Here is a 21,918-nt window from a genome sequence, read left to right as displayed (position 1 = left end):
GGTGGTGGCACGTACGGTGGCGCACGTGACCTCTTCGACCTCCAAGCGGGCTCGGCCCGCTTACCGCTGTGCCGAGTGCGGCTGGACCACCGTCAAGTGGGTCGGCCGCTGCGGGGAGTGCCAGGCGTGGGGCACCGTGTCCGAGGACGGGCCTGCGGCGGGCGGCCCCCGCACGGCCACCGTGTCTCCCGCGCGTGAGCCCGCTCGGCCCATCGGGGACATCGACGTCGAGTCGGCGCGCGCCAACCCGACCGGCGTCGGTGAGTTCGACCGGGTGCTCGGCGGCGGGCTCGTGCCCGGCGCCGTGATCCTGCTCGCGGGCGAGCCGGGCGTCGGCAAGTCGACCCTGCTGCTCGACGTCGCCAGCAACGTGGCCGACGGCGCGCTGGGGCCCGACGGGTTCGAGTCACCCCGCACCGTGCTGTACGTGACCGGCGAGGAGTCCGCTGGGCAGGTGCGGCTGCGTGCCGAGCGGATCGGCGCACTGTCGCCGACCCTGCTGCTCGCCGCGGAGACCGACCTGGGAACGGTGCTCGGTCATCTGGAGGCGAACCAGCCGGACATGCTCATCGTGGACTCGGTGCAGACCATCGCGTCCGCTCAGGTCGACGGCGCCCCGGGCGGCGTGTCGCAGGTCCGGGAGGTCGCCGGGGCGCTGATCGCCGTGGCCAAGGAACGGCAGATCCCCACGATCCTCGTGGGGCACGTGACCAAGGACGGCTCCGTCGCCGGCCCGCGCACGCTCGAGCACCTGGTGGACGTGGTCTGCCAGTTCGAGGGCGACCGACACTCTCGCCTGCGCATGATCCGAGCGGTGAAGAACCGGTACGGACCGACGGACGAGGTGGGCTGCTTCGACCTGTCGGAGGACGGGATCGTCGGGCTGCCGGACCCGTCCGGCCTGTTCCTCTCGCACGCCGGCTCGGGCGTCGCGGGGTCGTGCATCACGGTGACCCTGGAGGGACGGCGGCCGCTCGCCGTCGAGGTGCAGGGCCTCGTCGCCCCCAGCCCGCTGAACAACCCGCGGCGTGCGACCAGCGGCGTCGACTCCAGCCGGCTCGCCATGATCCTGGCCGTGCTGCAGCGGCACGGCGGGCTACGGCTCGCCGACCAGGACGTCTACGCCTCGACCGTCGGCGGTGCCCGGATCACCGAACCGGCCTCGGACCTCGCGGCCGCGCTGGCGCTCGTCTCCGCGCGAACGGGCAGGCCCTTGCCCGGGGCCACGGTCGCCGTCGGCGAGGTTGGCCTGGCCGGCGACCTGCGCCCGGTCGCCGGGCTGGATCGCCGCCTTGGCGAGGCGGCGCGCCTGGGCTTCGCGCACGCCGTCGTGCCGCACGGGACCGGCGTCAAGGCGCCCGAGGGGCTCCGGCTGGTGGAGGCCGCCCACATCCGCGACGCCGTGGAGTGGGCGCAGTCCGCAGGCAGCGAGACCGGAAGCGAGACGGACCGTGATTGACCGTGATTGACCGGTCCGCGAAACGAACTGCTTGTGAGCCTGCGCGCAGCGTAGGATTTCTTCGTGGCCACCACCTCCTCGCACCCTGACGAGCTGCTCCGGGAGACCCTGGCCGCCGTCGCGCCCGGGACCGAACTCCGCGACGGACTCGAGCGCATCCTGCGCGGCCGTACCGGCGCGCTCATCGTGCTCGGGCTCGACCCGACGGTGGAACAGATCTGCTCCGGCGGGTTCTCGCTCGACGTCGACTTCTCGGCCACCCGGCTGCGCGAGCTGTCCAAGATGGACGGCGCGGTGGTGCTGGACCGGGCCGCTACCCGCATCCGCAAGGCCGCGGTGCAGCTGCTGCCCGACCCGACCATCGAGACCACCGAGTCCGGCACCCGCCACCGCACTGCCGAGCGGGTCGCCAAGCAGTCCGGCTTCCCCATCATCTCCGTGAGCCAGTCCATGCGGATCGTCGCGCTCTACGTGGGTGGGCAGCGGCACGTGCTGGAGGACTCGGACACGATCCTCGGCCGGGCCAACCAGGCCCTCGCGACGCTCGAGCGCTACCGCGCCCGCCTCGACGAGGTGTCCGGCACGCTGTCCGCACTGGAGATCGAGGACCTGGTCACGGTGCGTGACGTGTGCTCGGTGGTCCAGCGCCTCGAGATGGTCGGCCGCATCTCCGACGAGATCGCGGGCTACGTGATCGAGCTCGGCGTGGACGGCCGCCTGCTGGCGCTCCAGCTCGACGAGCTGATCGGCGACGTCGGCTCGGACCGCGAGTTCGTGATCCGCGACTACGTGCTGGGCCGCAAGGACCGCACGCTCGCCGACGTGCAGGCCGAGCTCTCCGCGCTCACGTCGCAGGAGCTCCTCGACATGAGCCAGATCGGCAGGATCCTCGACCTGCCCGGCGGCGGGGACGCGCTCGACGCCGCCGTCGCGCCGCACGGCTACCGGCTCCTGTCCAAGGTGCCGCGCCTGCCGAACACCACCATCGAGCAGCTCGTCGGGCACTTCAGCAGCCTGCAGAAGCTCCTCGCCGCAAGCGTGGACGACCTGATGTCGGTCGACGGCGTCGGCGAACAGCGCGCCCGGACCATCCGCGAGGGCCTGTCCCGGCTGGCCGAGTCCAGCATCCTCGAGCGGTACGTCTGACGCGATACCTCTGACGGAGCACGCCTGACGCGGACTGCTGCCCGGAACACACCGGTCCGGTCCGCACCGGACCGGACCGGACCGGACCGGACCGGCGAGTGCAGACTTGATCGCGCCCCCGGCCGACGAGTGCAGACTTGATTGCGGTTTGAGTGCCCCTCACCGCGACAAAGTCTGCAGTCGGCATCTGCGATCGCAACCAAATCTGCACTCGCGCATTGGCGCCGGCCGGCAGCGGCGTCAGGGCTTCTTGTCGGAGTCGCCACTCGGCTCGTTCGCCGCGTCCGTCCCGTCCGTCCCGTCCGTCCCGTCCGGCTCCGCCGATGCCTCAGCGTCGTCCGACGCGTCCGCCGACGGGCTCGCGGACGAGTCCCCGGACGGGCTCCCTGACGGCGACGGCGACCCGCTCGGCTCCGGCACCGTGTACGTCATGCGCACCACGTCGCTGGACACCCCCTCGATATCGGCGAGCGTGACCTGTGCGGTGTACTCGCCGGCGGTCAGCCTGGGCTGGCCCGCCTCGCAACCGGGCACGGACCGGGAGTCGGACCAGCTCACGTCCGTGGTGTCGACGTCGTCCGGCCCGAGCAGCAGCAGCCGCTCCTCCTCCTGGTCGGCGCAGTCCGCCGACGACCAGACCCGCTCCGCCGTCGGCTCACCCACCTCGCCCTGGTACACGGTCACGGCGAGGCCGTGCGCCGGCGCCTCGACCAGGCACTGCACCGGCCCCTCGTTCCGGAGCGACACCGTGAACCCGACCGGGACGCCGGGGGTGACCGTCAGCCGGTCCGCCGCCAGCCCGACATCGAGGTCGCCGGGCTCGCACGGCGCCGCGGCGGCGTTCGGGTCCACGGGGTTCGGCGGGTTCGCCTTGTCCGACACGATCGGCGCGTCGGTCTCGGGCCACGTCAGGGCTACCCCGACGCCGCCGAACGCCAGGACGGCCAGCACCACGGCCACACGCCCGAGCCGTCGCCGGCCGGCGGACGCCCGCTCCGCGTCGTGGTCCTGGGGCCGTTCGGCCTCCTCCGGCGCACTGACCACCTGCTGAACCCCCTGCTGGACTCCTGGACACGGTCCCACGTGCGGTAACACCGCGCGGCACCAAAATACGACGCTCCGCACCGCCGTGGTGACAGCCGCGCCGCCGACTCGGTCAAGTGTCCTACTTCACGGGGTCCGCGAGCCCCACCCGCCACTCGGTCCGCTTCGGCCGAGCGGCGATCGTGGGGCAGGATGAGTCCCCGTGACAGCACGGGAAGCGACACGACGCACGGCGGTACGCTCCGGCGTCGTGCACTGGTTCGACGGCGCCGCACGCGACCTGCCCTGGCGTGCACCGGACCGGACCCCCTGGGGCGTGCTCGTCAGCGAGGTCATGCTGCAGCAGACACCGGTGGTCCGCGTGGAGCCCGCCTGGCGCGCATGGCTGGAGCAGTGGCCGACCCCCGCTGACCTGGCGCACGCGGCGACCGCCGACGTCCTCCGGGCCTGGGGCCGGCTCGGGTACCCGCGCCGTGCGCTGCGGCTGCAGGAGTGCGCCCGGGTGGTCGTCGAACGGCACGGCGGCGTGGTGCCCGGCACCGAGGCCGAGCTGCGTGACCTGCCCGGCGTGGGTGAGTACACGGCGGCGGCGGTGCTGGCGTTCGCCTACGGCAAGCGATCAGTGGTGGTCGACACCAACGTGCGCCGGGTGCTGGCGCGCGCGGTCGGCGGGGCGGCCCTTCCCGCGCCGTCGTACACCGCTGCGGAACGTGCCCTTGCCACGGCCCTCGCGCCCGACGGCGACACCGACGCCGCCCGCTGGGCCGCCGCGTCGATGGAGCTGGGCGCGCTGGTCTGCACGGCGAAGGCCCCGAAGTGCGGCGCGTGCCCGGTGGCCGCGCTGTGCGCGTGGCGCCAGGCGGGCTCGCCGCCGGACGCCCACGCCGAACGACGCCGCACGCAGGCCTGGGCAGGCACCGACCGGCAGGCGCGCGGCCGGGTCATGGCGGAGCTCCGCCAGGCGGACGAGCCGGTGGACCGCGCCCTGCTCACGTCCCTGTGGCACGACCCGCGGCAGCTGGACCGCGCGATCGCCGGCCTGGTCGAGGACGGCCTGGCCGAGCAGGACGAAGCAAGCCGCCTCCACCTCCCGAGATAGCTCGGTCGTGGGCGTGGGTCAGAGCTCCAGCAGCATCCGCGAGTTGCCAAGGGTGTTGGGCTTCACCCGCGCCAGGTCGAGGAACTCGGCCACGCCCTCGTCGTAGGAGCGCAGCAGCTCCGCGTACACCTCGTGGGTGACGGGCGTGCCGTCGATCTCGCGGAACCCGTGGGCGGCGAAGAAGTCGACCTCGAAGGTCAGGCAGAAAACGCGGCGCAGCCCGAGGGCGCCGGCTCGCTCGATCAGCGCCTCGAGGAGAGCGTGCCCCACCCGGCGGCCGCGCCAGTCGCGGTGCACGGCCAGCGTGCGCACCTCGGCGAGGTCGTCCCACATCACATGGAGCGCCCCGCAGCCGACGACGGCGTCGCCCGTCGCCGCCGCCCGGTCGGTGGCCACCAGGAACTCCTGGACCGCCTCGAAATAGCCGACCATCTCGTACGGTCGGAGGATCCGCTCCTGGCTGAGCGGCTCGACGAGGTCACGGATAGTGCGCACGTCGGCCGGGAGCGCTGGGCGGATCACGGGCGCGGCCGGCGCCTCGGGTGTCGTCACGGCGACACACTACGGCCGAGCCCTCGCGCTGCGCCCGGTGGGCGCACCAGACGGGCATATCAGGCGGTTGCGCCGGACGAAGCGTACGGCGAACCGGAATGTGAGCAAGAGAACCTACCGACACACCCTGGCTAACAGGGCAAAGGTCTTGCCAAGTGACGGAATGCGTGGTGAGTTGGGCGCATGGCATCCACACGCCTGACCGCAGACGCGCGGACGCAAGCACTGGCCGCGCTCGAAGCCAGTGTCAGTCCATCGGCCGAGCTCGACGTGCTGGTGATCGGGGGCGGGATCACCGGGGCCGGCATAGCGCTGGACGCGGTGACCCGCGGGTTGTCGACCGCCGTCGTCGAGGCACAGGACTGGGCGCAAGGCACCTCCAGCCGGAGCAGCAAGCTGGTCCACGGCGGGCTGCGCTACCTGCAGATGCTGGACTTCGAGCTGGTCCACGAGGCCCTCACCGAACGCGACCTCCTGCTCCGGGACCTCGCACCGCACCTGGTGCGACCGGTCCCGTTCCTGTACCCGCTGGAGCACCGGGTCTGGGAGCGTGCCTACGTGGGCGCCGGCATCGCCATGTACGACGTGCTCGCGACGCTCACGCCGGGCCGCCGGCCACTGCCGCTCCACCGGCACCTGAGCAAGAAGCAGATGGAGGCCAAGTTCCCGGACCTGGCGCACGACGCCGCCGTCGGCGCCGTGCAGTACTGGGACGCGTCGGTCGACGACGCCCGGCTGGTGGCCACGGTCATCCGCACCGCCGCGAGCTACGGGGCGCACGCCGCGAGCCGTACCCAGGTGGTGGGCCTGACGCAGGGTGCGACGGGCGCAGTGAACGGCGCGGTGATCGTGGACCTGGAGACCGGCAAGGAGATCACCGTCCGGGCCCGCTCGGTCATCAACGCGACCGGCGTGTGGACAGAGGACACCGAGGCCCTCGCGGGCTCGGAGGGCGGGCTGCGCGTGCTCGCCAGCAAGGGCGTCCACCTCGTCGTCCCGCGGGAACGCATCCGTGGCCATGCCGGACTGATCCTGCAGACGGAGAAGTCCGTGCTGTTCGTGATCCCGTGGAGCAGGTACTGGATCATCGGGACCACCGACACACCGTGGGACCTCGACCCGACCCACCCGGTCGCCACGAGCGCCGACATCGACTATGTGCTCGACCACGCCAACGCCGTGCTGGCACACCCCCTGACCCGGGAAGACATCATCGGCACCTACGCGGGCCTGCGCCCGCTGCTCCAGCCGGGCACCAAGGCCGGCACGAGCAGCGCGAAGGTCAGCCGCGAGCACACCGTCGCCTCGCCGACGCCTGGCCTCACCGTGATCGCGGGCGGCAAGCTGACGACCTACCGGATCATGGCCAAGGACGCCGTCGACTTCGCGATCGGGCAGCGCTCCGCCGCGCTGCCCTCGATCACGCACCAGATCCCGCTCACGGGCGCCGTCGGGCTGCGGGCCGTGCAGCGTCAGGCGCGCACGTGGGGCAAGCGGTTCGGCTGGACTCCCCCGCTGCTCGACCACCTGCTGCACCGGTACGGCGCGAACCTCGCCGAGATCGTCGAGCTGTGCGACGCCGACCCCTCGCTCGCACGGCCCCTCGAGCACGCCACCGCCTACCTTCGCGCCGAGGCGCACTATGCCGTGAGCCACGAGGGCGCCCTCCATCTCGAGGACGTGCTCGCGCACCGCACACGGCTCGTCTACGAGATCGCGGACCGAGGCACCGAGGCGGCCGAGGAGGTCGCCTCCGTCGTCGGCCCGCTGCTCGGCTGGGACGCGTCCGACACCGAGCGCGAGGTCCGCGCCTGGCAGGCGCGGATAGAGGCCGAACGCCAGGCGGAAGAGGCTCCCGACGACGAGGCCGCCGAACGGTCGCGCCTGACCACCCCGGACGTCGCGGCCATGCAGCCGCTCCGAAACTAAGGAAGCAAAGGACGTAAGCACCGAACTGCCGACGGGCTCCCCCCAGAGAGCCGCCGGGTACACCCCCGTACGCCGACAGTGTGGTCGGCAGAGAGCGAGTCAGCGATGAACGCATTCACAGACATCATGTTGCCGGAGTTCCTCGGCACAATGATCCTCATCCTCGGTGGTGCCGGCGTGGTGGCCAACGCCATCCTGCCCAGGACCAAGGGCTTCAACGGCGGCTGGCTGCTCATCAACTTCGGCTGGGGCCTCGCGGTCTTCGCCGGCGTGTTCGTCGCCTTCAGGTCCGGCGGGCACATCAACCCCGCCGTGACGCTCGGCATCCTGACCAACGGGGCAGAGGAGTTCGCGGAAGGGGTCCCGGCCACCTTCGGCAACATGCTCTTGTACTGGGTGGCCCAGCTCGCCGGTGCCTTCGTGGGCGCCGTCCTCGCCTACCTCGCGCACAAGAAGCACTTCGACGAGGACGCCGAGCCGGCCGTCAAGCTCGGCGTCTTCTCCACCGGCCCCGAGATCCGCTCGTACACGTGGAACTTCGTCACCGAGGTCATCGCCACGTTCATGCTGGTCTTCGTGATCCTGTCGTTCGGCAACTGGCCGGGCGACCTCGGGCCGCTGGCCGCAGCCCTCCTCGTGGTCGGCATCGGCGCGAGCCTCGGTGGCCCCACGGGATACGCCATCAACCCGGCGCGTGACTTCGGACCGCGCATCGCGCACTTCATCCTGCCCATCCCCGGCAAGGGCTCCAGCGACTGGGCGTACTCCTGGGTGCCGGTCCTCGGGCCGCTGGTGGGTGGTGCGATCGGAGGCCTGCTGGCTGCGGCGGTCTTCTGATCCACACGGACTTCGACACGGACACAGACAAGGGAGTCAACAGCGATGGCTGACTACGTACTCGCGATCGACCAGGGCACGACGAGCTCTCGGGCGATCATCTTCGACCACGCCGGGACCGTCGTGTCCAGCGGCCAGATCGAGCACGACCAGATCTTCCCGAAGGCCGGGTGGGTGGAGCACAAGCCGGACCAGATCTGGGACAACACCCGCCAGGTGGTCGGGCTCGCGCTGACCAGGGCGAACATCAACCACAGCGACCTCGCGGCCGTGGGCATCACCAACCAGCGCGAGACCACCGTCGTGTGGGACAAGACGACCGGCAAGCCGGTCTACAACGCGATCGTGTGGCAGGACACGCGCACCCAGGCCATCGTCGAGGAGCTCGGCGGGTCCGAGGGCCCGGACAAGTACAAGGCGATCGTGGGCCTGCCGCTCGCCACCTACTTCTCCGGCCCGAAGGTGAAGTGGATCCTGGACAACGTCGAGGGTGCGCGCGAGGCGGCCGAGCGGGGCGACCTGCTGTTCGGCAACACCGACGCCTGGCTCCTGTGGAACATGACCGGCGGGGTCGACGGCGGCGTGCACGTCACCGACGTCACGAACGCCTCCCGCACCATGCTGATGGACCTCGACACGCTGTCCTGGCGCGAGGACATCGCCGCGGACATGGGCATCCCGCTGTCGATGCTCCCGGAGATCCGCTCCTCCTCCGAGGTGTACGGCAAGGGCCGCCCCCGGGGCATGGTTCCCGGCGTGCCCATCGCGGGCATCCTCGGCGACCAGCAGGCCGCCACGTTCGGTCAGGCGTGCTTCGAGGTCGGCACCGCGAAGAACACGTACGGCACCGGTAACTTCATGCTGCTCAACACGGGCACGGAGAAGGTGCCGTCCGAGAACGGCCTGCTCACCACGGTCTGCTACAAGATCGGCGACGCGGCCCCCATCTACGCGCTCGAGGGCTCCATCGCTGTCACGGGGTCCCTGGTCCAGTGGCTCCGCGACAACCTGGGCCTGTTCCACGACGCGCCCGACGTCGAGTGGCTCGCCCGCAAGGTCGAGGACAACGGCGGTGCCTACTTCGTCCCCGCCTTCTCGGGCCTGTTCGCACCGTACTGGCGGCCCGACGCACGCGGCGCGCTCGTCGGCCTGACCCGGTACGTCAACCGGAACCACATCGCGCGAGCCGCGCTCGAGGCCACGGCGTACCAGACCCGAGAGGTCATGGACGCCATGCGAGCCGACTCCGGCGTCGAGCTGACCGAGCTCAAGGTCGACGGCGGCATGATCGCCAACGAGCTGCTCATGCAGTTCCAGGCCGACCAGCTCGGGGTGCCCGTCGTCCGGCCGGTCGTCGCGGAGACCACGGCGCTCGGCGCCGCGTACGCGGCAGGTATCGCCGTCGGCTTCTGGAAGGGCGAGTCCGACGTCACCGCGAACTGGGCGGAGGACCGCCGGTGGGAGCCCGCGATGGAGCAGGACGAGCGGGAGCGCCTGTACCGGAGCTGGAAGAAGGCCGTGACGAAGACGTTCGACTGGGTGGACGCGGACATCGGCTGACCTGGCCGGGTCAGCGGAGGGCCCACCCACCAGTCCTCGGTGGGTGGGCAGGTCCGGTTACGGTGCCAGGAAGCGGCTCGCCGTGTCGACGAGCGTCGCCTTCTCGCCCCGCGCCGTGAAGCTCTCCTCGACCGCTGTGCGGCCAAGGAAGCCGTCGGTCAGCAGGTAGAGCCACGAGGTGATCTGTTCCGGGGTGAGGTCGGTCCTGGTCTCTCCCGCCCGCTGGGCCCTCTCCACCCAGGGCAGGAGCAGGTCGCGCTGCGCCTGGGTGTCCGCGTCGAGGGCGGCGGCGACCTCTGGCAGGTGCATGACGCCGCCCACCGCGCGCACGAAGCCCGGCATCCGGGGGTCTGCCGCGTCGTCGGCGCCCTGCCTGACGATGTCGAGGAGCACACCGAGCGGGTCGGTCCGGTCCGAGTAGACCGCGGCGGCGTCGCGTACCTCTGCGGTGCCGAGCGCCAGGATCGCGAGCAGCAGCGCGAGCTTGGTCGGGAAGTAGTGGAAGAACGTGCCCGAGCCGATGCCCGCCCGCCGGCAGATCTCGGCGGTTGTGGCGCCGTCGTACCCGCGTTCGGCGAAGACGGTCAGGGCCGCGTCGATGATGACGAGCCGGCGCGCCTCGTGGCGCACGGGGTCAACGGTCCGTGCCACGGGCTCCCTCGCCGGCCGACGTCGCCAGGTCTCCCGACCCGCTCCGGATCCTCGCGACGTCTCCGACCCGCCGCGCCTCGAGCCGGCGCTTTCGGGTCCGAGCCACGAGACCCGCACCGGTGAGTCCCGCGTCGGCCTCCCGGCACACGGCCGAGTCCTTCCGCACCGAGAACCGGTACCGCAACAGGTCGTTCTCGGCCTCGGTGAAGCCCGCCTGTCCGTCGGCCCACGGCCTGAAGTCCGCCTCGAACGGGTCAGCGTCACACAGCGGCCAGCCATGGTGGGTCAGCGCCTCACGGACCCGCGCAGGCGGCAACGTACGGACGTCGAGGCGCGCGTGCAGCGCACCGCGGGTCAGCAGCACCAGCTCGTTCCCGTCCCTGAACACCGCTGTGACCTCAGCTCGCTCCACCCGGACCTCTGGCACGTGCCGCTGCCGGTGCTCCACATGGCCGTCGGCGACCTCGACACGCGGGGCCTCTGCCGCCCGTGAGACCGCGAGGAACACCCCGCCGATCAGCCCCGCGAAGCCGAGCAGCGGTACCGCCAGCTCTGTGGGGATGGCGGCGAGCTCGACGACGGGGCCGAGCACGGAGTCCGCCGTCTCTTCCCGCAGACCGGCTCGTGCGGCCTGGTCGACCGTGATCCGGGCCGCGATCGGCCCGAGCCAGCCGGCCAGCGCCCCGATCACCGCACCCACGAGGACGAGGACGAAGGGGGCAGTGCGTGGTCGGCGCAGGGTGGTGGTGTCCATGGCTGGATTATCCAGACTTCCGCGCCTGCGATCCACGGGCTCTACCGGCTCGTCGTGTCGCGGTCCGACGTGGTCCGGCGCACCTGGATCCGGTCGTCCCGGATCCGCGCCACCAGTCCCAGCGGGGCCAGGTCCTCGTCCGCCCTGCGACGGGCGGCGGCATCCTTGCGTTCCTCGAGCCGACGGCGGAGCACTGCGTGCTCGTCGGGCGTGAAGCCGGGCCTGCCGTCGACCCAGCGCTCGAACTGCTGCTCGTGCGGGTCGGCGTCCCGCCAGGGCCAGCGGTGCTGCTCCAGCGCGCCCAGGACCTTTGTGGCCGGCAGGGTGTCGACGTCGAGCCGGGCACGCAGACCGCCGTCGGGCCGCAGGAGCACGAGGTCGCTCCCGTCCTGGAACGCGGCGCCGACGTCGGACCGCTCGATCCACACCTCGCGCTCCTCCTGCCGGTGCTCCAGGTGGTCGTCCGCGACGGTGAGGCGCGGCGCCTCGCCCACCGTCATGAAGGCGACGAAACCTCCGCCCAGGAGGCCGAGCCCGCCGAGGATCCCGAGCGACCACTCCAGCGGGAGGGTCTCGATCAGCCGGATCAGACCAGGTGCGGGCAGCGGCGTCGCCTCGATCAGACCGGCCAGGCCCCGGGCCAGCGCGGGCGCGAACCAGCCCAGCACGACGCCGAGGGCGAGCACGCCCAGGCCGAGCAGGACGGGTAGCGCGGGTGGCTGGCGCACCTCGGTGGTCGTCATGGGTCAATTATTAGAGCAGCGACTCCAGTAATGCAACGAGTGGCGAGCCGAACCCTTGTGAGCAGCCTGCGAGGTTCGTGGCGTCGGCTCGCTGCACAGACACCGACTCGGCCCCATAGGCTCGTCCCCGTGCCCATCAGCTACACCCTTCCCGGTGTCCACGTCACCGACCATTCCGTCGACGTCCCGCTGGACTGGTCCCAGCCCGACGGCTCGCCCACCATCTCCGTGTTCGCCCGCGAGCTCGTGGATCCCGCGCGGCGGACCGAGGATCTGCCGCTCCTGGTGTTCCTGCAGGGCGGCCCCGGCGGCAAGGGCCCGCGCCCGACCGGCCCGGAGGGCTGGGTGGGCACCGCCCTGAAGCGCTTCCGCGTGGTGCTGCTGGACCAGCGCGGCACCGGGCGGTCCAGCGCCGTCCGCGCCGCCGCGCTCGACGCCGTCGGCACGCCGGCGCAGCAGGCCGAGCACCTCAGCCACTTCCGCGCGGACAACATCGTGCGCGACGCGGAGCACGTCCGGAAGACGCTCTTCGACGGGCGGCGCTGGACGTCGCTGGGCCAGTCGTACGGCGGGTTCATCACGATGACCTACCTGTCGTTCGCGCCGGAGGGCCTGAACGCGAGCCTCGTCACCGGCGGCCTGCCCAGCCTGACGGCGTCGGCCCGGGAGGTGTACGAGCGCACCCAGCCGCGTGTGGTCGCCAAGAACGAGCAGTTCAGGGCGCGCTACCCGCACGCGGTGAAGACGCTCGGCCGCATCGCCGACCGGCTCTCGACCGGCGAGGTGACCGAGCCGGGCGGCGACACCCTGACCACCCGCCGGTTCCAGACGCTCGGCATGGACTTCGGCATGCAGCCGGGGTTCGAGCGGGTGCACTGGATCCTCGACGAGGCGTTCGACTCCCCGCACGGTGGCCCGCTGAGCGACACCCTCCTCGCCACGGTCGGAGCGGAGACGTCGTTCGCGACCAACCCCCTGTACGCGCTGCTGCACGAGTCGATCTACGCCCAGTCCCACACCGGCCCGACGGCGTGGGCGGCCCAGTCCGTGCGCGACGCCGACCCCGCGTTCGCCGAGAGCGCCCGGCCGCTGCTGCTGACCGGCGAGATGATCTACCCCTGGATGTTCGCCGAGATCAACGCCCTGCGCCCGTTCCGGGCCGCCGCCGACGCGCTGGCGGAGCGGCAGGACTGGCGCGACCTGTACGACCTGCACCGCCTCGCGGAGAACGAGGTCCCGGTCGAGGCCACTGTGTACTTCGACGACATGTTCGTGGACTCGTCGCTCTCGCTGGAGACGGCCATGCACGTGGGCAACGTCGCGCCGTGGGTCACCAACGAGTTCGAGCACGACGGCCTGCGTCTCGGCGACGTCCTGCCGAAGCTGCTGGACCGCCTGGACGCCCGCGGTGGCCCGCTGCGCTAGTTCGGCGGCGACCGGGTAATCCCCTTCGAGGCCTAAGTTTCTTCGCTTTGAGGCGGCTCAAAGCGAAGAAGCTTAGGCCTCGAAGGGGAGGGTTTCGACGGGCAACCTCAGGCGCGCAGCGCCGGGATCGAGACGACCACGTAGCCGTCCACCTCGACGACGTCGCCCGTGGTCAGCTCCGGCTTGCCCGCCGGGACGCAGAGGGTGACGTGGAAGCCGTCGGTCTGCACGCGGGCGGCGGTGAAGGCCTGGCCGGTACGGCCGACGGCGCGCCGCTCGACCGCGAGCACGACGCCGGTCAGGTGCGCGACGGCGTCGGTCGACCGGGAGTAGGCCCCGGTGGGCTCGAAGACCAGGCCGGGCGCTGCGCCGTCGGCCCGCCCGGTCACCTGGGTGGAGTTGCCCAGCACGACGACGGACACCGGGCCCCTGACCGGCGGCGGCGCCGAACCGAGCAGGGCGAGCTCCTCGAGCTGGCAGGCGATCTCGGTGATGACCTCGTCCTGGTCGTTCACGAGCTCTGCGAGCACGAGCCCGCCGTCGACCGCCTGCGGCTCGGAGATGACGGCGCCGGGCGCCGCGTAGAACGTGGGCGTGACCGCTCGGACCAGGTCGCCCTCGGTGGTGATGATCAGCCGGGCACCGGACACGTCGGTCCAGACGTGGACGCCGACCTCGCCGTCCTTTGCGATGGTCTCCGCCTCGGAGCGAGCCGCCGCCACCATGTCGCGAAAGTCGCTACGTCGCCAGACGTCCAGTCCGATACAAGCCAGGTTCGATGCCACGGTCGACTACGCTAACCCGTCCGACAGGCAGCAGCAGCAGCCGGGGTCTACCCAGGCGCGTGCTTGTCCAGGAACGCGTAGACCTCTGCGTCGTCCACGCCGGGAAAGGCGCCGCGCGGGAGGGCCGCGAGGATCTGCTGGTGCATGCGCCCGGACGGCCAGGCCTCGCCCGACCAGCGGTCCGTGAGCTCAGGCGCCGGGCGCTGGCAGCATGCCGGGTCCGGGCAGCCGGAGCTGCGCCGCACCTGCGAGTCCCGCCCGCGGAACCACTTGGCATGGGCATAGGGCACGCCGACGGTGATCGAGAACGCACCCGACCCGCCGTCCGGCCCGCCCGACTGCGACATGGAACCCGTCTGGGTGGAGCACCAGAAGGTCCCGGCCGGTGTGTCGGTGTACTGGTAGAACTCGGTGGCGCGGTCGCGCCGCTCGAAGGCCTCGCGCGCCGCCCACCGCCGGCAGATCAGCTGGCCCTCGATGGCGCCGGTGACGTCCTGCGGGAAGGGCAGACCGTCGTTCGCGTAGCCGCGGAAGAGGGCACCGTCGGCCCCCACCCGCAGAAAGTGCAGCGGGATGCCCAGGTGGTGCGTGGCGAGGTTGGTGAGCCGCATGGCGGCGGCCTCGTGCGTGATGCCGAACGCGTCGCGGAAGTCCTCGACCGCGAGGTCACGCTCCCGCTTGCGCGCCTCCAGGAACGGCACGGCCACGAACTGCGGCGCGAGGCACGCGGCGGCGAAGTACGTGATCTCGACGCGCTGGCGCAGGAACTCGCCGTAGGAGCGCGGCCGGTCGTGCTCGAGCACCCGGTGCGCCAGCGCCTGCAGCGCGAGCGACCGGAGCCCGTGTCCACCAGGGGTCGACGCAGGTGGCAGGTAGATGCGGCCGTTGTGCAGGTCGGTCACCGAGCGCGCGGACCGCGGCAGGTCGTCAACGTGCAGCAGGGTGAAGCCCATCTGCTCCGCCATCCGCGCCACCGTGCGGTGGGTCAGGGCGCCGCCCGTGTACCCGGCGGCCCTGACCAGCTGCTCCGCCACCGCCTCGAACTGCGGGTAGTGGTTGTCGCGGGCCTCCCGCTCCAGGCGCAGCTCGGTGTTGGCGCGCCGCGCCTCCTCCGGGGTGGCGATGGCCAGCTGCTCGCGCCGGGCCAGCTCCTCGTGCAACCCGACGAGCTGCTCCAGCACGGGCATCGGCAGCTTCTGGCTGGGCTTGACGGCGGGCACCCCGAGGGTGGTGAACAGCGGTCCGCGCTGGGCCCGATCGAGCGCGATCTCCAGGGCCGCGCGGCGCGACGGCGGCTCAGCGCTGAGCAGCTCGCTCATCGGCACGCCGAGCGCCTCGGCGATGGACCGCAGCAGGCCGAGGCGCGGTTCGCGCCGCCCGTTCTCCACGAGCGACAAGAGGCTCGGCGCGGAGCCCACCTTCTCGCCGAGCCCGTCGAGCGTGAGTCCCTGCGTGGTGCGCAGGTGCCGGATGCGCCGGCCCAGGGTGATCAGGTCGGTCTCGCCGCGCGAGGTCGCCTCGTTCGAGCTCGGCACGTCGCCCTCCGTCCGTTCGTGTGATCGCCGTTCGTGTGATCGCCGTTCGTGTGACGGCCGTTCGTGTGATGGCCGTCACGCCGGGAAACCCGGGATCGGCCAACAGGAACCCGCTACTTCACACTACGTGAAGATCCGCGTTTCTTGACAGCCCGTGGGCTGGAAATCGGGAAGATCCACGTACCAGAGTGGAAACAAGCCCGCCACCGTGGCTCGCCGCATGACGATCGGAGCGCACATGTCCGTCCTCGCGAACCCCCGCCGTACCCGGCTCGTCGCCGAGCTCGTCTCCGAGCTGACGGCCGGCCAGGGCTCCACCACCTCGTCCGAGGCGACCGCGCAGGCCGCGTCCGCGGGAGAGCACGGCGTGCGGGCCTGGGTGGCCGGTGTCGCCGAGCTCACGCAGCCGGACGAGATCGTCTGGTGCGATGGTTCCGCCGACGAGAAGCAGCGCCTCATCGACCAGATGCTGGCCGCCGGCACGCTCGTCGAGCTCAACCAGGAGAAGCGCCCCGGCTCGTACCTGGCCCGCTCCAATCCCGCCGACGTCGCGCGTGTCGAGTCGCGCACCTTCATCTGCTCGGAGGCCGAGGAGGACGCCGGTCCCACGAACAACTGGGCGGCCCCCGCCGAGATGCGCACCGAGCTGGAAGGTGTCTTCGAGGGCTCGATGAAGGGCCGCACCATGTACGTGGTGCCGTTCTCGATGGGCCCGGTCGGCGGCCCGATCTCACAGGTCGGCATCGAGATCACCGACTCGCCGTACGTCGTCGTCTCGATGCACGTCATGACGCGCGTCTCGGACGAGATCCTCGAGCTGATCGACGCGGGGCAGCCGTGGGTCCCTGCCGTGCACTCCGTGGGCGCCCCGCTGGCTGATGGCGCTGCCGACGTCGCCTGGCCCTGCAACGACACCAAGTACATCGTGCACTTCCCCGAGAGCCGCGAGATCTGGTCGTACGGGTCCGGCTACGGCGGCAACGCCCTGCTGGGCAAGAAGTGCTTCGCGCTGCGGATCGCCTCGGCGATGGCGCGCGACGAAGGCTGGCTCGCCGAGCACATGCTGCTCATCCGCATCACGTCGCCCGAGCAGCGCCAGTACCACCTTGCCGCCGCCTTCCCGAGCGCCTGCGGCAAGACCAACCTCGCGATGCTGCAGCCCACCATCCCGGGCTGGAAGGTCGAGACCCTCGGCGACGACATCGTGTGGATGCGCCCGGGACCCGACGGCGCCCTGCGCGCCATCAACCCAGAAGCGGGCTTCTTCGGCGTGGCGCCGGGTACCGGCATCGACACGAACCCGACGGCCGTTGCCACGTTCGACCGCGACACCATCTTCACCAACGTCGCCCTGACGGACGACGGCGACGTCTGGTGGGAGGGCCTGACGCCCGAGGCGCCGGAGCACCTCATCGACTGGCAGGGCAACGACTGGACGCCCGCCGACGCCGACGAGCGCCCCGCCGCCCACCCGAACTCCCGCTTCACGGTCTCGGCGGCCCAGTGCCCGACCATCGCGGACACCTGGGAGGACCCGGCCGGCGTGCCGGTCGACGCCATCGTCTTCGGCGGACGCCGCGCCACCAACGTGCCGCTCGTGGCGCAGTCGTTCGGCTGGGAGCACGGCGTGTTCATGGGCGCGACGATCTCGTCGGAGCGCACGGCAGCGGCAGAGGGCGCGCTCGGCGAGCTGCGCCGCGACCCCTTCGCGATGCTCCCGTTCTGCGGCTACAACATGGCCGACCACTGGTCGCACTGGCTCGACGTCGGTGCGGGCATCGAGGAGTCGAAGCGCCCGCAGATCTTCCAGGTGAACTGGTTCCGCAAGGGCGACGACGGCAGCTTCCTGTGGCCGGGCTTCGGCGAGAACTCGCGTGTCATCGAGTGGATCGTCGGTCAGGTCGAGGCCGGCCGCGGCCTGCGCACCGACACGTCGGTGGCCTCCCCGGTGGGCAACCTGCCCGCGCCGGGCACGCTGAACCTGGACGGCCTCGAGGTGTCCGACGCCGATCTGGCGGCGCTCTTCGACGTCCCCACCGAGCCGTGGCTGGCCGAGGCCGAGCTGACCGAGGAGTTCTTCGCGCGGTTCGGCGACCACACACCGGCCGCGCTGCGCGCCCAGCTGGACGCCCTGCGGGAGCGTCTGGCCAAGTGACTTCGGACGGCTGACGGCGCGGCTGCAACGGGTGGCTACCCGTCGTGCCGGCAGCCGTCCGAGCAGACTTCCCCGGCCGGGTCATCGAGGCATCCCGGCCGGGGAACTTCTTTGTCCGCGGGCTGGTGCGCCGGCCCGCGGTGTCGGATCAGCCGCAGAGCCCGTGCACGGTGGCCGTCCTGGTCTTGCCGCGCCAGTCCATGAGCCCCTGCGCCGAGACGCACTCACCGCGGACGCCGCCGACCGACGCCTTGCCTGTCCGGTAGCGATAGTCGCCACCCGAGAAGGACGACGAGTACGCGTTCCAGACCTGCACCTGCGTGTAGGCGGTCTTTCCCCAGCTCGCCCCCGCGTGCATCACCACGCCGCACTTGGTGCCCTTGCTCCGGCTGTAGTAGACGTTCAGCCAGCCGATCTTGTATCCGTTCAGCTTGATCGGCTTGTGCACGATGCGCTTGCCCGGACACACGGATGCCAACGCGGAGACCGGCGCGGAGGGCGCAGCGGCGACCACCGGTGCGACAGGCGCCGGGGCAGCGGGCACAGCCGCGACAGCGGTGGCGGGCAGCGTAAGGGAGAACGTCGCCAGCAATGCTATTGCCAGCTTGCTCGTCGCTCTCCGAGGTGCGGTGATCATGTCTCTCTCCTTCGGTCGACACGCGTGCCGAGCGCACGCGCGGCACACCGTAGCCATGAACGGAAGGGACCCCTCCCGGGCTCGGGCAGACAGGTCAGTACCGCATCCCCATGAGATCGCGGACGTCGTCGAGGGTGCGGTCGGCTATCGCGTTCGCATGGGCGTTGCCGCGGGCGAGCACCTCGGCGAGGTGGCGAGAACCGGTGGCGGCGAGCTCCCGGCGTCGGGCACGGAGGGGGCGCAGGCCCTCCGTGACCGCCTCGGTGACCAGCGTCTTGAGACGCCCCGCGCCGGCCGAGCCCACCTCGTCGGCGAGTGCCTGCGGCGAGGTCCCGGTGAAGTACGCACCGATCTGGAGCAGGTTGGCGATCTCGGGCCGTCGCTCGGGTTCGTACGTGATCGCACGGTCGGCATCGGTCTTCGCGCGCCGGAAGAACGCAACGGTCTCGTCCTCGGTGGCGCGCAGCTCCAGCGCATTGCCGCGTGACTTCGACATCTTGCCCCCGTCGCTGCCCAGGATTGTCGGGGACTGTGCGATGAGCGCATCCGGCTCGGGGAAGTACGGCTGCGCGGCTGAGTAGCGCTGGTTGAACCGGCGGGCCACGGTCCGGGTGGCCTCGAGGTGCGGCAGCTGGTCCTCGCCGACCGGCACGAGGTTGCCGTGACAGAACAGGATGTCTGCTGCCTGATGCACCGGGTAGGTGAACAGCAGGCCGCTCGTTCCCCGGCCGCCGCGCTCTGCCGCGGCCTCCGACTCGGCCTTGACCGTGGGGTTGCGCTCGAGCTCTGCGACGGTGACCAGCGACAGGAAGGGCAGCAGCAGCTGGTTCAGGGCCGGGACTGCCGAGTGCGTGAAGATCGTGGTGCACTCGGGGTCGATCCCTGCGGCGAGATAGTCGAGCAGCACCTCGCGAACGGTGGCGGGCAGGTCCCCTGCGTCGTCCCGGTCGGTGATGACCTGGTAGTCGGCGACGATGAGGAACATCTCGACGCCGAGGTTCTGCAGGCGCACGCGATTGGCCACGGTGCCGAGCAGGTGGCCCAGGTGCAGCGCCCCCGTGGGCCGGTCCCCGGTCAGGACGCGGTACGCCCCCGGGTTCTGGACGATCAGCTGCTCCAGGTCGGCGGTTCGCTCGCGGGCCGCTGCGGCGGAGCGGGTCGTGCTGGCCGGCCCGCCGGGAGTGGCCGACGGCGGTGTGGTCGCCTCGGGTGCGATAGTGACGGACATGTGGGTGTCTCCTTGGTCAGGGAGCTGCCCACGGACGGCGTCGGGCACAGAAAAGTCCCGGGCTGCGGCGAGCAGCTCGGGACTTCCGTGCGGGTGGGCGCGTCAGGTCACGGCTGCGAGTGCAGCCGCCACCAGTCGAGCCCGTGCGTCATGCGCTCAGAGTATGTGTCCTTTCGACGCCGAGCAAGGAGGTCTTCGAGGCCGTGGCTGCTGGTGCAAGTCCCTACGACGGTCAGCGCGACATGATCGAGCGCACCGACCTTCAGCTGCGGTTCGAGATCGAGGAAGCGAACAAGCCGACCGCCGTGGCGTCACGCGCCCCGACGTCGGGCAGGGAGAATGGGGCTGTGCCGCACCAGCCTGACGCCTCCGCGCTGCCCGAGTTCCCGCTCGCCCACATCGTCTACTTCGAGCCCCGCATCCCCGGTAACACCGGGTCCGCGATCCGGCTCGCGGCGGTCACCGGTGCCCGGCTGCACCTGGTGGAGCCGCTGGGCTTCGACCTGTCGGAGGCCAAGCTGAAGCGTGCGGGCCTCGACTACCACGACCTCGCCGTCATGGACGTGCACCCGTCGCTCGACACGGCGCTCGACGCCCTGCCGGGAGCACGCGTCTTCGCGTTCACGACCCGTGCGACCACGCGCTTCACCGACGTCGAGTACCAGCCGGGAGACGTGCTGCTGTTCGGCCCGGAGCCCACGGGGCTGCCGCCGGAGGCGCTCGCCCACCCGCGCGTCACCGACGAGCTGCGGATCCCGATGCTGCCCGGGCGGCGGTCGCTCAACCTGACGAACGCGGCGTCGATCGCGGTGTACGAGGTGTGGCGACAGGCGGGGTTCGCGGAGGGCGCGTGAGGTGGCCGATCGCAAGAGTGCTGTCGAGATCCTCGCAGAAGTGACAACGAGATGATCAAAACAGGGCGATCACCATCATGCGGATGGCCTGAGGTCTGCCGCTTCCCTCGTGCGAGCTACGGTCGGACGACGAGCACGCGGCCCGGGGCCAGCTCGTACCTCCCGGCGACCACGCCGGGACTCGCTGCTCCTGCCTGCCCGATCACCGTGACCGGCGGTTCGCCCACGACGCGGTCCGACGTCGGGAACCACGTGCGCCCCTGGCTGACCAGGATGAGCATGCCGTCGATGTGCCCGGCCGGAGAGAACGTCTCCGAACCGTCCGGGTAGCGACCGATCCCTGTCTCGGTAAGGCGGTCGGCAGTACCGACGACGTCGGGCACCGCGATGCCCACCTCACTCACTGACAACAGGTCACCGGGCCCGAACGGGACGAGCTGGGTGTCGGGCTCGTGCGGGCTTGAGGCCTTCGCACCCGGCACGGGCCCGGCACCCAGCGCTGAGGGGAGATCACGGCGCGCGATGACTTCCAGCACCGACCGGTCCGGCCCGGGGAAGTAGAGCGACCGCGCGTTCCAGGCCTGCTGCGCCTCGAACTCGGTGCGGTCACCGTCGCCGAGCAGCCCAGGGCCCGCTGCGAGGAAGTCCCGGGCAGCTTCGAACCGCGCGTCGTCGACGAGGAAGGCGTAGTGCTGGTCCCCCACGGAATCCGCGTCCTCCCGGAACCGGATGACCGACCGCCCGACGGCAACCTCAACCGCACCGATCTCTTTCCGCACCGGGAGCCCGAGGACGGTCTCGTAGTACGCAGCGGTCTCCGCCGTCGACCGGGTCACCGTGTCGACGCTCATGATCTCCATGCGGCACAGCCAACAACCTCAATGCCGGTTGAGGTCAAGCGTGGTTCAGGAGATCCCGTCGGCCACAGTCACGTCCCACATCTCGACCTCACCCGAGTCGTACCACTCCGCGATCGCCTGTCCTGGGGGACTTCTGGAACAGGCCTCAGGGGGATCTCGCTGTCGTGGAGGGTTATCCACAGATTCCGGATAGCGCGCGCATATCATACGTATGTTCGAGATAATGGGGTCAACGGACGACGGAGATGGGGGGTGGGTACTGGTGGAGCAGTCGACGAACGACACGACTGGTGGTCTGCCTCCCGCGGTGTCGATCGAGGAGGCGTTGGCGCGGATCGAGGACGCGGTGGGTGAGCTGGCGGGTCTGACCGGTCCGGAGGTGTTGGACGGGTGGGATGCGCCGTCCGTCGCCCGCTTGGTCGAGGCGCACACCCGGGCCCGTCGGTTGACGGGCCGGTTGGACGGGGTGCGGTACGTCTTGTTGCCGCGGATCGAGGCTGAGGGTTCGTGGCGGTCGGGTGGTACGGCGCGCACGTTCACGTCGTGGTTGCGGGTGCGTGAGGGCATCTCGGCGGCGGCGGCGGGCAAGGACATGACGATGGCGCGTCGCCTGGCCACGGCGTTGCCGGTGACGCGGGAGCGCCTGGTCGCGGGGACCCTGGGTG

The 21,918-nt window shown here is 71.3% G+C and carries 20 protein-coding genes; 10 read left to right on the top strand and 10 right to left on the bottom strand.

The window, feature by feature from the left end:
• Nucleotides 1-25: 25 nt before the first annotated feature.
• Together radA and disA are read left to right on the top strand one after the other, a co-directional pair.
• Entirely contained in the window at nt 26-1,459 is a 1,434-nt protein-coding gene (radA, locus tag APR04_RS27335) for a DNA repair protein RadA (protein ID WP_253877049.1), read from the top strand.
• Nucleotides 1,460-1,522: 63 nt separating this feature from the next.
• On the top strand, nt 1,523-2,605 hold the full coding sequence (gene disA, locus APR04_RS27330; RefSeq protein WP_253877042.1) for a DNA integrity scanning diadenylate cyclase DisA: 1,083 nt from the start codon (nt 1,523-1,525) through the stop codon (nt 2,603-2,605).
• A 240-nt stretch (nt 2,606-2,845) separates the two neighbouring features.
• Here the strand turns inward: disA and APR04_RS27325 are convergent, their stop codons facing one another.
• Nucleotides 2,846-3,649, bottom strand: coding sequence for a hypothetical protein (locus tag APR04_RS27325; protein WP_253877038.1), 804 nt, complete (start codon nt 3,647-3,649; stop codon nt 2,846-2,848).
• 202 nt (nt 3,650-3,851) lie between these two features.
• Between APR04_RS27325 and APR04_RS27320 the strand changes: the two genes are divergently transcribed.
• Nucleotides 3,852-4,748 carry an iron-sulfur binding domain-containing protein gene (locus tag APR04_RS27320; protein ID WP_253877036.1) on the top strand — a complete coding sequence of 299 codons (897 nt, stop codon included), beginning with the start codon at nt 3,852-3,854 and terminating at the stop codon, nt 4,746-4,748.
• Nucleotides 4,749-4,766: 18 nt separating this feature from the next.
• Here the strand turns inward: APR04_RS27320 and APR04_RS27315 are convergent, their stop codons facing one another.
• Nucleotides 4,767-5,300 (bottom strand): amino-acid N-acetyltransferase, encoded by a 534-nt coding sequence (locus APR04_RS27315; protein WP_253877034.1) that lies wholly within the window; start codon nt 5,298-5,300, stop codon nt 4,767-4,769.
• A 183-nt stretch (nt 5,301-5,483) separates the two neighbouring features.
• Here APR04_RS27315 and APR04_RS27310 point away from each other — a divergent pair, with 183 nt between their 5' ends.
• The 3 genes from APR04_RS27310 to glpK all read left to right on the top strand — a co-directional run bounded on the left by APR04_RS27310 (nt 5,484) and on the right by glpK (nt 9,626).
• Nucleotides 5,484-7,229: a glycerol-3-phosphate dehydrogenase/oxidase gene (locus APR04_RS27310; RefSeq protein ID WP_253877032.1), complete on the top strand. Its 1,746-nt coding sequence runs from the start codon at nt 5,484-5,486 to the stop codon at nt 7,227-7,229.
• A 105-nt stretch (nt 7,230-7,334) separates the two neighbouring features.
• Nucleotides 7,335-8,066, top strand: coding sequence for an MIP/aquaporin family protein (locus APR04_RS27305; protein ID WP_253877030.1), 732 nt, complete (start codon nt 7,335-7,337; stop codon nt 8,064-8,066).
• Nucleotides 8,067-8,111: 45 nt separating this feature from the next.
• The gene (gene glpK, locus APR04_RS27300) at nt 8,112-9,626 is read left to right on the top strand and encodes a glycerol kinase GlpK (RefSeq protein ID WP_253877028.1); all 1,515 of its coding nucleotides are present in this window, start codon (nt 8,112-8,114) and stop codon (nt 9,624-9,626) included.
• A gap of 57 nt (nt 9,627-9,683) precedes the next feature.
• Here glpK and APR04_RS27295 read toward each other — a convergent pair whose 3' ends face one another.
• From APR04_RS27295 to APR04_RS27285, 3 genes are read right to left on the bottom strand one after another with little or no spacing between them, the layout of a single operon-like run.
• Complete coding sequence (locus APR04_RS27295) at nt 9,684-10,277, bottom strand: TetR/AcrR family transcriptional regulator (RefSeq protein ID WP_253877018.1); 594 nt, start codon at nt 10,275-10,277, stop codon at nt 9,684-9,686.
• A complete protein-coding gene (locus APR04_RS27290; RefSeq protein WP_253877016.1) occupies nt 10,261-11,031 on the bottom strand; it encodes a YqeB family protein in 771 nt (256 codons plus the stop codon). The genes APR04_RS27295 and APR04_RS27290 overlap by 17 nt, the downstream gene beginning before the upstream one ends.
• A gap of 41 nt (nt 11,032-11,072) precedes the next feature.
• Complete coding sequence (locus APR04_RS27285) at nt 11,073-11,774, bottom strand: YqeB family protein (protein ID WP_253877014.1); 702 nt, start codon at nt 11,772-11,774, stop codon at nt 11,073-11,075.
• Between the two features lie 129 nt (nt 11,775-11,903).
• On the opposite strand from APR04_RS27285, the gene APR04_RS27280 reads away from it, so the two are divergent.
• Nucleotides 11,904-13,199, top strand: a complete 1,296-nt coding sequence (locus APR04_RS27280) for an alpha/beta fold hydrolase (RefSeq protein WP_253877012.1) — start codon at nt 11,904-11,906, stop codon at nt 13,197-13,199.
• A 107-nt stretch (nt 13,200-13,306) separates the two neighbouring features.
• Here APR04_RS27280 and APR04_RS27275 read toward each other — a convergent pair whose 3' ends face one another.
• Both APR04_RS27275 and APR04_RS27270 read right to left on the bottom strand, forming a co-directional pair.
• Nucleotides 13,307-13,984, bottom strand: coding sequence for a hypothetical protein (locus tag APR04_RS27275; RefSeq protein ID WP_253877010.1), 678 nt, complete (start codon nt 13,982-13,984; stop codon nt 13,307-13,309).
• A 47-nt stretch (nt 13,985-14,031) separates the two neighbouring features.
• Nucleotides 14,032-15,519, bottom strand: a complete 1,488-nt coding sequence (locus APR04_RS27270; protein WP_253877008.1) for a helix-turn-helix domain-containing protein — start codon at nt 15,517-15,519, stop codon at nt 14,032-14,034.
• Nucleotides 15,520-15,739: 220 nt separating this feature from the next.
• Here APR04_RS27270 and APR04_RS27265 point away from each other — a divergent pair, with 220 nt between their 5' ends.
• Complete coding sequence (locus APR04_RS27265; RefSeq protein ID WP_372496179.1) at nt 15,740-17,674, top strand: phosphoenolpyruvate carboxykinase (GTP); 1,935 nt, start codon at nt 15,740-15,742, stop codon at nt 17,672-17,674.
• Nucleotides 17,675-17,822: 148 nt separating this feature from the next.
• Here APR04_RS27265 and APR04_RS27260 read toward each other — a convergent pair whose 3' ends face one another.
• Nucleotides 17,823-18,311 carry a hypothetical protein gene (locus tag APR04_RS27260; RefSeq protein WP_253877006.1) on the bottom strand — a complete coding sequence of 163 codons (489 nt, stop codon included), beginning with the start codon at nt 18,309-18,311 and terminating at the stop codon, nt 17,823-17,825.
• 94 nt (nt 18,312-18,405) lie between these two features.
• The gene (trpS, locus tag APR04_RS27255; protein WP_253877004.1) at nt 18,406-19,539 is read right to left on the bottom strand and encodes a tryptophan--tRNA ligase; all 1,134 of its coding nucleotides are present in this window, start codon (nt 19,537-19,539) and stop codon (nt 18,406-18,408) included.
• Nucleotides 19,540-19,913: 374 nt separating this feature from the next.
• Here trpS and APR04_RS27250 point away from each other — a divergent pair, with 374 nt between their 5' ends.
• On the top strand, nt 19,914-20,393 hold the full coding sequence (locus tag APR04_RS27250; protein WP_253877139.1) for a tRNA (cytidine(34)-2'-O)-methyltransferase: 480 nt from the start codon (nt 19,914-19,916) through the stop codon (nt 20,391-20,393).
• Nucleotides 20,394-20,509: 116 nt separating this feature from the next.
• Here the strand turns inward: APR04_RS27250 and APR04_RS27245 are convergent, their stop codons facing one another.
• Entirely contained in the window at nt 20,510-21,253 is a 744-nt protein-coding gene (locus APR04_RS27245) for a VOC family protein (protein ID WP_253877002.1), read from the bottom strand.
• Nucleotides 21,254-21,515: 262 nt separating this feature from the next.
• On the opposite strand from APR04_RS27245, the gene APR04_RS27240 reads away from it, so the two are divergent.
• On the top strand, nt 21,516-21,918 hold a 403-nt coding region (locus APR04_RS27240), incomplete at its 3' end, for a hypothetical protein (RefSeq protein ID WP_253874911.1).

The sequence above is a fragment of the Promicromonospora umidemergens genome, assembly GCF_024171995.1.
Lineage (GTDB): Bacteria > Actinomycetota > Actinomycetes > Actinomycetales > Cellulomonadaceae > Promicromonospora > Promicromonospora umidemergens.
Note: the sequence above shows the minus strand (reverse complement) of the source record. Positions and strands in the feature narration are given on the sequence as shown.